Below are 12,598 nucleotides of genomic sequence, written 5' to 3' on the forward strand. Positions count from 1 at the left end.
CGAGGGGAGCATGCGAGCCTCACGGCAGCGCTCGCACATCGGGACGACGACGTTCCTCACCACGAGGCGATTCGCGGTCCCACTCCGTTCAGCACCCGACAAGGAAATCCGCCCATGGCGAAGACTCTGACCCGAAGATTGTTCCTCCGAGGCCTGGGTGGAGCTGTCGTTGCTGCGCCGTTCTTGAGCTCCATCGCAGGGCGCACCGCGAAGGCGGAGCCGGCCGGCGCCGGGGCCCCGAAGCGGCTGATCGTGTTCTTCACGCACTATGGCTGCCTGACGAACCGGTGGTTCCCGGAGAAGGCCCATGGCCCCCTGACCGCCGCCGATTACGAGGCGACGACGCTCAAGCACCTCGCCCCCTTCGCGTCCAAGCTCCTCGTGCCCCGCGGCATCCGTGCGATGAACGAGTGGAGCTTCGAGCGAACCCACGGCCAGGACGAAGATCCCCACGGCCAGGTCATGGGCTCGTATTTCACCTGTCACCCGGTGACGCCCCAGAGCCCCAGGTTCGACGCCAAACCAACCGGCCGATCGCTCGACCACATCTGCGCGGATCAGGTCAACCCCGGCGGCGCGGCTCCCCTCGTGATGCACATCGGCGGGGTGAGATCGGACGGCAAATCGAATTTCTCGTACTCCGCGCCCGAGGAGGTGTTCCCGGGCATCGGGTCTCCGACAGCGATCTTCAACAACCTGACGAACCTCTTCGATCGCGGGTCCATGTCGCCCGATACGTACAAGGTGGCCCGCGGCAAGAGCGTCATCGACGTCGTGCGAGACGATCTGGCGACCCTCCAGCGGTTCGACATGAGCCGGTCGGACAGGCGAAAGCTCTCCGATTGGATGGATCTCCTCCACGAGACGTCGGGCGCGGTCACGGCCCAGTGCAGCGAGGCCACCGCGACGGCGCTCGGCCTGACGAGCCAGTCCGTGCAGGCGTCGCAAGGCGGCATCACCCGCGACCTGTCGAGGTCGACGAACGTCATGATGGACCTCGCGGTCCTCTCGGCCCTCTGCGACCAGAACCGCGTCATCTTCATGAAGTTCCCCGGGACCACGGTCTTCAAGTGGGACGGCATCGATCACACGATAGAGTCCCATGGCCTCTCCCACCGGATCGGCAACGCCAGCATGGGCGGGACGTGCGTCCCCGGGGTGCTCGAGATGCTCCATGAAATCGACGACTGGTATGCGAAGAAGTTCGCCTACCTCGTCGGTCGGCTCGACAGCCTGGAGGAGGGCGACGTGAAGCTCCTCGACAACACCGCGACCGTCTGGTTCCAGGAATGCTCGGACGGCAACAGCCACAACCTCAACAACCTTCCGATCCTCCAGGCGGGGAGCTGTGGAGGCTACTTCAAGGTGGGTCAGGCCGTGAACGTGGAAGGCGGCAAGGCGGACCTGACCCGCGGCAACAGCGAGGGAGCCTGCAGCGCCGGCCAGACGGAACTCGCCTTCAGCGAAGTGGACTCCACCGGGACCCCGCCGGACATCGCCACGCAGCCGATCAACAAATACTTCTGCGGCTTGATGAACGCCATCGGCGTGAAGGCCGGTCCGGACGGCTTCCCGGCGGTCGGTGGCACGCACGAGGTGACTCACTTCGGAAAGTACGATGACACCGCGCTCTTCGCCGACGAGAGCAATCCGGCGGCCATCAAGGACCCGGGGGAATTCAAGGCGCTTCGCGCGAACAGCTGAGCGTCGCGCGCGGGTTACAGGCCCGTGTGCGTCCCCGTGACCCAGACGGTCGCGTGGGAGGCGTCGGGCTGCGTGGCCCAGGTGCGGACGCGGTACTTGCTCGTGGCGACCTGCTGCGCGGTCCCGTAGTTCTCGTGGAAGTAGACGAACGCCGGCGTCGAGCAGTGCCCGCGGCCGGTCAGCGGGTTGTCCCAGAGCCACGTGCCCGCCTGCTCCTTGTATGTGAGCTGCACGAACTGGCTCGTGGCCGCATCCCAGCGCTGCACGCGCGTGGCCATCTTGGTGTTCGCGCAGTCGCTCATCGCCTGCGACGCGTCGCTCCACGAGGTGGACGAGGAGCCCCAGAAGGTAGGCTGCACGTCGAAGCGGTATGTCTCCGGCGTCTGGTGCTGGTAATAGCCGGGCACGGGGAAATCCACGATCGTCGTCGCTCGATCCTGCCCGATGTCCGGACAGATGCCGTCGATCCACTGGTAGGCGCGGACGTAGGTCTCGGTTGCTCCGACCGTGGTGAGCTGCGGGGTGGTGAAATTCGGGTCGGTCCCCATCGCGCAGGGGTCAGGGTTTCCTCCGAGCGCCTCGGCGCTCTCCGCCGTGTCTTCCTCGTCGAAGCTGCCGTCATCGGCCACAACGCAGCCCGTGACCATCGAGAAGGTGATGAGACCGAGACCGAGATGATACGCAGCAATCTTCATGGTATGACTCCCCTTGGTATGCCGGCCTCTCGGGCCGCGCCCGCCCCCGCCCCCGCCCCCGCCCCCGCCCCCGCCCCCGCCCCCAGCCAGAGAGCAGGGAGCGTGCCTGCGACGATCCCCTGAGCGCTCCTGTGCCCTCGATGGTCTCGCAGCGCAGAATCGCGATGCAGATCGTGGGGCAGACCGCCGCTCGACCCGTCGATGGAGGCGGCAGCCTCCTCCATCGGCAGGGCGATGGAGGCTCGCGCCTCCACCTCGACCCGCGAGCTGCTTGAAGCCCGCGAGCTGAAGCCGCCCCCCGGAGCGCGCGACGCGGCCGTCGTGGCGTCCACCAGGCGCACAAATATCGCGCGCGAAGCGACGGAGCATGCGCCGCGGGCTGGCCGCTTGCGCGGGCGGCGGACGCGAAGATGCTCACTCCTTGAATCGCGGCCAGCGCTCGACGATCGGTCGTGCATGCGGAGCACGGAGCACCTGGGTATCCTTTGTGTCATGGCGCTCGAACGGAGGGCGGCGCGGCTCGTGGCAGTGGGCGCCACGATGCTCGCCATGGGCTGCAGCGGGAAGTGGACGACGCAGGAGAGCGACGCAGAAACAGCAGGCGGCGCGGGCGGGAGCGAGGGCACGGCGCAGGGCAGCGATCCGGGGAGCGCGGCGGCCTGCGCGACCGGGGAGGCGCGCTGCAACGCGGGCGGCCTGCGCGAGACGTGCACGAGCGGCGGCGGCTGGAGCGTCTCGGATTTCGTGTGCGCGCGAAACATCGCGGTCGACGACGACGTTGGCAGCTATTGTGTGACGAAGACCGACGGCAGCTATCGTTGCTGGGGCGACGATCCGGGCGGCGCGCTTCCCGCCGAGCGCTACCGGCGTGTCCAGCTCACGCGACAGGGGCTGATCGGGCTCACCGACGACGGTCGGCTGCTCGCCGCCGAGACGCTCCTGCCAGACGGGCTGCCCCCTGTCGCGTCCTTTCGGGCGACGAACATGTGGGGCGACCAGGGCGTGTGCTCGCTGTTCGTGGACGGGTCGTTCGCGGTGCTGCTGGATCGCCTACAAGAGAACCTCCCGGAGCACCCGGACAAGGTGGTGGAGTTCGAGGGCCCGTTCACGCAAGCGCTCTGCGCCTGGGAGGGGCTGGTCGCCGGCGTGCGCCCGGATGGCAGCCTGTGGCAGTTCCATGGCATGGAGACGATCCCCGGTGAGTTCACCCAGGTGGCGTTCAGCAACCGCATCGTCTGCGGGCTCACGAAGGCCGGCGGCATCCAGTGCTTCGAGCCGACCATCAGTTGCGGCAACACCACCAGCACGCACTGCGCCGGGCCCGAGTATCCCGAGTTTTCGGGCGGGCCGTACCGTTCCATCACCGCCACTGGCGGAGCGGTGTGCGCGATCGACGCCGAGGGGGCCCTCACGTGCAGGCGCTACGATGGCGCCGACATGCCGATCGACGCCGGGCGCTTCACGTTCATCGAAGGCGGGTACGACCTCCTTTGCGGCGTGCGCACCGACGGCTCGGGCGCCTGTTTCCGCCACGGTGGCTGGAACCTTGGTGAGGTCGGTCCGTTCGTGCCCGTCGAGCCGGCGCTCGATCCAGGCTGGTGAGCGCCAGGGCCGCGATCGTCGCAGCGAGTCGCAGGCGCGGCGGCGGCGTCAAGACATGAGCGCCGTCGAGCTCGGCGAGCGCGGCCGTGGCCCTTCGCCGTTCGCGGACCGCGGCGGGCGGATTTTCAGCCACCTACGTCTGCAGCCGCTCGGCGCCCGTGGCGCCTCTCTCTGGACGGGCGTGCGTTCAGGTGGACGGCGGACTCGCAATGCCAGGCAATCATGGAGTTGAAATGATCGAGATGATGGCAACATGGATCGCTCCACGGGAGACCATGGCCTGCACGCCCCATGGCTCGCAGGTCGTCATGGTCGAGCAAAGAGCGCGCATTTCGAGGCGCGCTGGAGGAGATCATGCCTCACGTCTCGACGATTCTCAGGAACAGCAGGATGCATGCCGCCATGGTGATGACATCCGCCATGGTCGGTTGCGCCGCGCCCCCTGAAAGCAAGCAGGGGAGCCCCGAGCCCGACGGAACAGCGGCGTCCGCGAGCGCGCTCCGGGCGAATGACAGGCACCCACGGCACGGTCACGGTCACGGTCACGGTCACGGCGCAGCGAGCTGCAATGATCACAACCCATGCACCCTGGACGCACGCGTCAGGGGGGCATGCGTCCATGCGCCCGCGCCGTATGGACCGCCGCCGTCGCGGGGGCGAAATCGCTGCGGCGAGGGCGAGGTGTGCAACGGACACGGCGCCTGCGGGGAGCCGGGCACGCCGCTCTGGAGCGTGAGCTTTCCCGGCGAAGCGTCGTTCGGGAGCATCAACGCCGACGGGGCCAGCAATGTCCTCCTCACTGGCCAGCTCAGCGGTACGGCCGATCTCGGCGGAGGCCCGCTCACGAGCGCGGGGCAGCGCGACGTGCTGATCGCGAAGCTCGATCCGGACGGCGGGCTCGCCTGGGCGAGGCGCTACGGCGGCCCTGGGGACGAGTTCGGCGCGAAGATCGCCGCGCTCTCCGACGGGAGCCTTGTGAACGCGGGAGGTTATGTCGACTCGCTGGATGTCGGCTGGGGGCCGATCCTCAGCGCCGGGCTGAGCGACATCTACGTCATGAAGACGGACCCGGCAGGGGACCCCGTGTGGGTCCGCCATTTCGGCGATCCGGCCTATCAAGACGTCTATGGCCTGTCGGTCGACGGCGAGGACAACGTGGTCGTCCTCGGCTCGTTCGAGGGGACTGTCGACTTCGGCGCGGGGCCGGTGAGCAGCGCGGGCGCGCAGGACATCTTCCTGTTCAAGCTGGATCCGGAGGGCAACACCCTCTGGAGCAAGGGCGTCGGGAGCGACTCCAGCGACGGGTCGGTCGCCCTCACGACGGACCCGATGGGCAACGTGCTCTTCGGAGGATCCGTGGGCACCGGCGCGGATCTGGGCGACGGGCCGCTCCCGGGCCCTCGACTCTTCGTCGCTAAGCTGGATCCCGCGGGCAACCACCTCTGGAGCAGGACGTTCGGAGACACGTCCGGCTTCATCCAGGACGTCGAGGCGGACCCGGCGGGCAACGTGGTCGTGGCCGGGCAGACGGGCACCCCCATCGACCTCGGCACGGGGCCGATCATCAACGAGGGCTACCAGGTCGCGTTCCTCGCGAAGCTCGACGCGGCCGGGAACACCGTCTGGAGCAGGGGCTTCAGCGCGCCGGAGAGCCTTGTCGTCATCACCTCGATCGACGTCGACAGCCAGGCGAACGTTGTCGCCTCCGGGGTGCTCGTCGCCGACGTCTCGGCGACGCTCGATTTCGATGGGATCCCCTTCCCGTCAGGGCACAACCCGTCGAGCTACAGCGCGCGCACGTTCCTTGTGAAGTTCGACGCCGGCGGGCACGTGCTGTGGGTCGAGGGGTTCGACACGGAGCGGCCCTTCAGCATCGTCGTCGATCCGCTCGATCGCGTGCTGGCCACAGCGACGTTCACGGGCACCCTCGACCTCGGCTCCGGCCCGCTGACAGGGGACGAGGACGTCTTCGTCGCGGCGTTCGGCCCCTGACCCACGGCGACCACGAGGGCGAGCCACACGGGCGCGCCCTCGCGGTCACCGCCGGGACACGGACGATCAAGGAGCGAGGTAGGACGCGACTTGCCCCTGGTAGCGGTAGTCGCCGGCGTTGGACCAGAACACGCCCTGCCCCTCCGGGGCGATGACACGCCAGGGGACGGGCTGTTCGAACGCCAGCAGGACGGTCCTGTTGCTCTCGAGACCGTGCGCGTTGACGCTGCGGTTCCCGCGCATGTCCGTCGAGAACAGCGTCGCGCCCCGGAGGGCCAGCCCCGCCATCGAGCCCCCCCTGTAGATCAAGGTCTTCTGTCCTCCGGCGATGGGCGCCTTGAACACGCCGCCATCGCCGGCGTTGGCCCAGTAGACGAACGCCGCGTCCACCGCGATCCCGGCCGGCTCGGCCTCGTTGTCGGCGATGACGGTCACCTCCCCGCCCGCCTTCGCCACCTTGTAGACCTTGTGGGTCGCCGCGCCGCCGGTCCAGTAGAGGTTCTGCGCGTCCTGCGCGAGGTACGCGGGCCTCCCGGCGCCGGACGCGAGGACGACCGGCTCGCCGCCGCCGAGCGGCATCGTGTAGATGTTTTCGCCATCGCCGTCGCCGAAGTAGATGGCCGACGCGTCGCCGATGACGCTCACGACATAGCCGATCTGGGCCAGCGTCTCCACCTCCAGGGTCGCCTTGTCGACGCGCCGGAGCGCCGAGGGGATCACCGGGTCATCATCGCCGCCGCTCGCCCAGTACACGTGCGAGTCGTTGACCCACAGCGCCTTGGGATCGGGATCGGCGGGGATCATCGCCTCTGCCTCGGCGGTGCCCAGCCTCACCCGGTAGATGAATCCGTCGTTGTTGTCCCCGGTCGCGACCTCCTCGGTGCCGCCGCTCGCGAAGTAGAGGAAGGACTCGTCGGCGGCCAGCGCGCTCGGGTAGCGGTGCAGGCTCGCCATCGGGGTCGCCAGGATCATGCCTGGATAGATCCTCGAGAGGCGGTCGGTCTCCGTGACGACGTTGCTCCTCGAGACGTCGTGCCGCGCGAGCGGCGCGAAATCGTCCGAGCCCTCCTGCGCGGTGAAGCCATAGGCGCCGAGGACCGCGCTTTCGCCCAGCTCCGCCCTGAGCTCGACGGTGATCGGGAGCGTGAGCGTGATCGGCCTCTCGAACGTCAGGCCCTCCGGGCCGAGGACGTACATGGGCCCCACCGCGCCCTCGGGGGCCTCGTCGATGCGCTCGATGGTGATCACCGTGTTCTCGTTCACCGCGCCCGGCGGCACCTCGATGGTGAAGCCGTCGTCCGCTGTGAAGGTCCCGCCCTGCGCGTCGACGGAGAACTGCTCGCCGGCCCCTGGCTGCGCGCCGGTCCCTGACGTGGCGCCGCCGCCGGTATCGCCGCCGCTCGCATCGCCGCTGCCGGTGGTGCCGCTGCCCGCACCGCCGCCGGTAGCGCCGCTGCCCGTATCGCCGCCGCCCGTGGCGCGATTGCCCTTGTCCGTCCCTCCGCACGACGCGCTGCTCAGCGCGGCAGCCGCGCACGCCAACACCACGAATGAGGTCCTTGTCATCGTTTCGCTCCTCCGCTGGCGGTCGTCGCCGCCATGTCCTGGAAGGCCATGGTTCTGCCGAGCTCGCCATGGAGGCGGCCGCGACATCACCCTTGATCAGACAACAGCGTAGCGCCCGATGGGGCGGTGGCGAGCTGAGCCAGAGCAGGTGAGAGACATACGGTCTTTACCTGTCAGGGTTATCCCAGGCGTCCACTCGCCATGACCCTTACGCATCGTGGTTGTCCCAGGGGTCCACTCGCTACGGTCCTTACCTGTCAGGGTTGTCCCAGGTGCACGGCTCGACCGCGCGTCGCCGGCGGCTCATGACTCGTGGCGGCGGGGCGACGGCGCCGCGCGGGCGCGCAGACAACGCTCTGCGAGGGCGGGTATCGCGCTGGTGAGCGAGGGGCGCGCGGGCGCCGTCGGCGTTCGGGGAGCGGCAGCCCAGCATGCGCGGAGGGGCGGGGCATCGCCGGCTTCGCGACGACGAGCGCCTCCTCCGGCGTGCAGCGCATGGCCGAGGGGTGGCCCATCGTGCGGCCGGAGCGAGCGACCGGCTCGCCAGCGTCGGCGCTCCCAGCGCGGCGCCCGCCCGCACTGTGCGGGCGGATTGAGTTCGTGAACGGTCTGCGTATCCTGGCCTCGCTGCACCGAAGCCACCCGCAGTTCCTTGGAGTCGTCGCGCGAGCGCGACGGGAGCCAGCATGCCGATCGGGCAAACGAAAGGGAGTACCGTACCGCTGCGCCGCGACGCTGCGCCGCGCGTTCGCTGCGTGCAGGCCGCCGCGGTGCTCGCCGCGCTGCTCGGGCTCGCCGCGCCGGCGGCCGCGCAGGCGCAGGCCGCGCCGCCGAAACCGGCGCGCGGCGACGGGGCGAGGCCCGCCACGCCAGGCACGACGCCCGCGGCAGCGGGTGCCCCGATCGCTCCTGCGCCCGCCCCTGTCGCTCCGGCGGCCGCCCCTGTCGCTCCTGCGCCCGCCCCTGTCGCTCCGGTGCCCGCCCCTGTCGCTCCGGCGCCCGCCCCTGTCGCTCCGGCGCCCGCCCCGATCGCTCCGGCGGGCGGCGCGCTGGTGCCCATCCCGCAGGGTTACTACCTGCCGGTGCCGCCGCTCCCGCCGTGGGCCAACCCACGGACCATCGAGTACGAAGAGGGGGACCCGATCCCGCGCGGCTACGCGCTCCGGACCAGGGCGGACCGCAAGCTCGCCACGGCGGGGCTGCTGACGTTCGGCATCCCGTACGCGCTCAGTTTCACGGTCGCAGGCATCGCGTCGTTCGACGACGACGATTTCGACGAGTTCGGGCCGCTGCTCATCCCGTTCGCCGGCCCGATGATCGCGATCGGGACCCTGGAAGCGGAGGGCGCGGGCATCTTCTGGCTCACGATGGACGCCGTGACCCAGGTGGGCGGGCTCATCCTGTACGCCGCCGGTCTCGCGAACGAGGACGTCTACCTCGAGCGCCAGTTCACGGTGAGCTCACGCGACCCTGGGCACGCTGCGTCCCGCTGGCCCGAGGTCTCGATCGGCGGGTCCTCCGCCAGCCTCCGATGGAGATTCTGAGCTGGTGCCCCTGCGCCGACAGCCCTCACCCCGAAGGGAGACGCACGTGACCGCGATCCGCACCGCCCTCTCGATCGCCGCGCTGTTTGGCCCGCTCGCGCTCGCAGCGCCGGCTGCGGCGGAGAGCGACGCCCCCCCGTCCGCGCAGAGCGCGGCGCCGTCTGGCTACGCGCCGTCCCCTGCCGGCGCGCCGCCCGGCTATGCGCCACCCGGCTACGCGCCGCCCGGCTATGCGCCGCCCGGCCATGCGCCGCCCGGCTATGCGCCGCCCGGCTACGCGCCGCCGCCCGGATACGCGGCGCCGCCTGACCACGTGCCGCCCGGCTACGTGCCGTATGCGCCGTCCGTCATCCTCGGCATGCCGCGAACGTTGACCTTCACGGAAGGCGGGATCCGGCCGGCGGGCTATCGCGTCGAGACGCAGATGAACCGCCGGCTGGTGATCGCGGGGTCGATCGTCCTCGCCAGCGCCTGGGCGCTCTCGGCGCTGACGGCGGGGAGCATCCTCAGCGAGGGAGGCAGCGACGCTGTCAGCTACTCGCCGATGCTCGTGCCCGTGGGCGGCCCGTTCATCACGCTCGGCACGGGCGAGGAGGTCGACGTCGACCGCGACGACGGCCGGCTCGCCGCCGCCCTCCTCCTCTTCGACGGGGCCACGCAGGTGACCGGCTTCGTGCTGCTCGTCGCGGGCCTCGTCGGCAACCAGCGGGTCTGGGTGCGCGACGACATCCCGCGCAAGGCGTCGGTCCAGGTCCCCGAGCTCACCGTCGGCCCGACAGGCGCGACCCTGCGCGTGAGCTTCTGAGGATCCCGCTCGCGTGAGCTAGCGAAACGGGCGCTCTGCTGTTCCCCAGCCGCGCTCGTCGCGACAGATTGCCCCTCCCCCACCGTTGGTCCCCAACGCCGTCGTGGTCGTGGTTGTGGACGCGGTCGTGGTCGTCAACGGCTCGTTCGTGAACGTGAACGTGCCTCGGCCGCTCTCATTTCCCACGATTCACCTCGCTCAGCGCCATCTTCGTGGGCAACTTCGACGCAATCCGGAACTCAGTTGCGCAAAATCGAACGGAGAAGGCGACAATCGTCGACCAAGGGTTCGGCAGAACGTTCACGTCCACGGTCGTGTCGTCGACGACCACGACCACGTTCACGACTACGACGGTGACCGATGGTGGGGGGCGAGCCTCGTGCGCTGAGCCCTCAACCGCCTGGCGAAGGGAGGTTTTGTTCGGCGCCACAAATCTGTCCAAGTGACCTTGGCGGGTGCGCGTTCGCGACAAGTCCACACCTATCGCCCATTTCGAGAGTCCTGACGCCCCCGAACACGAGCGACGCTCAACATTCCCGAAACGCGAACTCAATCAAATCGTATCGGCATAGAATCCTGCCCTTCTCTTAACGTGGCCTGCTCCCGCGATGCCGGGCACGCAGCGACCTGGCTGTCACCAGGTCGAGCGACAGCCGCTCTGGCAGCTACGCGGGCCTGGAAGGGAGTAGGACCATGAAGGCGATGTCTGCGTTGCTTTGTGCGAGCTTCCTTGCTCTGGTCGGGTGCGCGGCCGAGCCGATCGGCGACGGAGAGCCGCTGGACACTCTCGAGCGAGATTTCGGCGGCCCCGATGGCGTGATGGACCTCTTCGAGAGCGGCAGCGAGGAAGAGATCCGCGCCACGCTCGACGAGTACGGGATCGGCTATGCGGTTCAGGAGCTCATCAGCGACTGCCCGCAGTACTTCCCTTCGGGCGACCGCAACGTGTGGCATTCCTTCGATGGGGAGTTCTATTACATCGACGGCTCTGGCCGGCCCTACAGGGCATACGCCTATCTTCCGCCGATCGTCGCCGCTCCTCGCAAGGACACCTGTCAGGGGAATGTGGGGCGCTGGGCAGACGCCGAGAATCCGTCCAACGACTACGATGGCGGCCACATGATCGGCTCGCAGCTCGGCGGATGGGGAGGACGGGCGAACCTCGTGCCCCAGGACGCGAACTTCAACCGCGGCAACTGGGTGGCGCTGGAGAACAAGATGGCCACCTGCGGCTCGCTGCCCAGCGGACGAATGCGCTACTACATCGGCGCGAACTACCCGAACAGCAGCGCGCTCATCCCGAACAACATGACCATGGAGATCTCCAACCGCTCCACCGGGAGCAGCGTCTCCATGTCGTTCACGAACACGGACGGAGGCGGCTCGAACGGCACCTCGGAGAAGAACCGCGGGGTGTCGTGGCTCAGCGGCCAGGGCTGTAACTAGACCCTGCGTCGCCCGCGCTGCGGTGGGGCCGACCGTGCACGGGCATGCATCGGCGCCCGCGTCGCGCACATCGCCGCCACGCCTGCGCAGTGGTCCGAGCGGCCTTCGAAAGCGCGTCGCACGTCAAGGCCGACCGGGGCCCATTGCTCAAACTCAAAATGGAGCACTGCCCGGCGTTCCGCAACCCTGTCTCGGGGACCAGCCGGGAGCAGGGCGCTTTGCAAGTCCCCTGCAAGATAGCACGAAACGCCTTGATTTTCGGGGTTTCGGTGTAGCCACGACAACGGATGGCCAGCGTGCGCGATTTCAGCCTGTTCGACGGCTCTTTCGCGCCGTCGCCGGAGGCCGCCGGCTGATGAAGTGGCAGGTTCCGGCTCCGCTCGGCATGCTAGAGTTCATCTGCTGATCCATGCACGTCGACTACATGCCCCCTGCAATGACCGGCCTCGTCGCGGGCATCGGGATGATGGCGGCGCCGGGGCGAGGCCGGCCGCTGGTCGAGGATCTCGACGAACTCCGTCATCTCCACGGCGCCAGCCTTTTCGTCTCGCTGGTCAGCGAGCACGAACTCGAGCTTCTGGGGATCCAGGATCTGTCCCAGCGTGCGATGGAACGGGGCAATGTCGTCCTGCGCTGGCCTTTCGGCGACTTCTCGGTACCGTCCGACATCGCGGCCCTTCATGCGCCGGTCGATCGGATCCTCCACACGGCCGCGCGGGGGCGCGCCGCGATCATCCACTGTTGGGCCGGACTGGGCAGGACGGGACTCGTCGCGGCAGCTTGCTTGGTCAAGCATGGGCTCGCGCCGGTCGACGCGATCGCCGCCGTGAGGCGTTGCCGCCCTGGGGCCATTGAGAACAGCGATCAGGAAGAGGCGATTGCTGACTTCGCGCGCTCTCTCGGTCGGAGCATCTGACCCGACATGCCCGCAACGTGCAGGAGATGGTCGCCGCCGGGCAGATCGAGCAGGTGCGCGCCTACTGCTTGAGCGACGTCGCCCAGACCGCGGCGCTCTTCCTGCGGACCCAGCTCCTTCGCGGGGAACTCGCTCCGGGTGCGTACATCGCGGCCATGGAGGCGCTCATCGCCGCGATCGAGCGCGAGCGGCGCCTCGCGCCGCTCCTTTCGAGGATAGATCACAAGCGGTTGTTGACAGTTGAGGTCACCGGTGCTGACCGGCGGGCGCGTATCTTCCGTACAGCGGTGACAGCGAAACCTTCTCAATAAGATGCGCATTTGAGCCT

At 69.0% G+C, this 12,598-nt stretch carries 10 protein-coding genes; 8 read left to right on the plus strand and 2 right to left on the minus strand.

What is annotated here, in order from left to right:
- The first annotated feature begins 114 nt into the window (after positions 1–114).
- Complete coding sequence (locus WMF46_RS30420; RefSeq protein WP_437980411.1) at positions 115–1,704, plus strand: DUF1552 domain-containing protein; 1,590 nt, start codon at positions 115–117, stop codon at positions 1,702–1,704.
- 14 nt (positions 1,705–1,718) lie between these two features.
- Here the strand turns inward: WMF46_RS30420 and WMF46_RS30425 are convergent, their stop codons facing one another.
- On the minus strand, positions 1,719–2,399 hold the full coding sequence (locus WMF46_RS30425) for a hypothetical protein (RefSeq protein ID WP_437980412.1): 681 nt from the start codon (positions 2,397–2,399) through the stop codon (positions 1,719–1,721).
- Positions 2,400–2,891: 492 nt separating this feature from the next.
- Here WMF46_RS30425 and WMF46_RS30430 point away from each other — a divergent pair, with 492 nt between their 5' ends.
- Positions 2,892–4,001, plus strand: a complete 1,110-nt coding sequence (locus WMF46_RS30430; protein WP_437980413.1) for a hypothetical protein — start codon at positions 2,892–2,894, stop codon at positions 3,999–4,001.
- Between the two features lie 681 nt (positions 4,002–4,682).
- Positions 4,683–5,993, plus strand: coding sequence for a hypothetical protein (locus tag WMF46_RS30435; protein WP_437980414.1), 1,311 nt, complete (start codon positions 4,683–4,685; stop codon positions 5,991–5,993).
- Between the two features lie 66 nt (positions 5,994–6,059).
- On the opposite strand, the gene WMF46_RS30440 is transcribed toward WMF46_RS30435, so the two are convergent.
- The gene (locus WMF46_RS30440) at positions 6,060–7,559 is read right to left on the minus strand and encodes a DUF5050 domain-containing protein (protein WP_437980415.1); all 1,500 of its coding nucleotides are present in this window, start codon (positions 7,557–7,559) and stop codon (positions 6,060–6,062) included.
- Between the two features lie 686 nt (positions 7,560–8,245).
- On the opposite strand from WMF46_RS30440, the gene WMF46_RS30445 reads away from it, so the two are divergent.
- From WMF46_RS30445 to WMF46_RS30465, 5 genes are all read left to right on the plus strand, one after another.
- Positions 8,246–9,103, plus strand: a complete 858-nt coding sequence (locus tag WMF46_RS30445) for a hypothetical protein (RefSeq protein ID WP_437980416.1) — start codon at positions 8,246–8,248, stop codon at positions 9,101–9,103.
- Positions 9,104–9,149: 46 nt separating this feature from the next.
- A complete protein-coding gene (locus WMF46_RS30450) occupies positions 9,150–9,908 on the plus strand; it encodes a hypothetical protein (RefSeq protein WP_437980417.1) in 759 nt (252 codons plus the stop codon).
- A 693-nt stretch (positions 9,909–10,601) separates the two neighbouring features.
- Positions 10,602–11,354, plus strand: coding sequence for a DNA/RNA non-specific endonuclease (locus tag WMF46_RS30455; protein ID WP_437980418.1), 753 nt, complete (start codon positions 10,602–10,604; stop codon positions 11,352–11,354).
- A 409-nt stretch (positions 11,355–11,763) separates the two neighbouring features.
- Positions 11,764–12,270: a phosphatase domain-containing putative toxin gene (locus tag WMF46_RS30460; RefSeq protein ID WP_437980419.1), complete on the plus strand. Its 507-nt coding sequence runs from the start codon at positions 11,764–11,766 to the stop codon at positions 12,268–12,270.
- Between the two features lie 17 nt (positions 12,271–12,287).
- Positions 12,288–12,581, plus strand: coding sequence for a hypothetical protein (locus WMF46_RS30465; RefSeq protein ID WP_437980420.1), 294 nt, complete (start codon positions 12,288–12,290; stop codon positions 12,579–12,581).
- The last annotated feature ends 17 nt before the right edge of the window (positions 12,582–12,598 follow it).

Origin of the sequence: Sorangium sp. So ce117, from assembly GCF_051524395.1 — a bacterium.
Lineage (GTDB): Bacteria > Myxococcota_A > Polyangia > Polyangiales > Polyangiaceae > Sorangium > Sorangium cellulosum_B.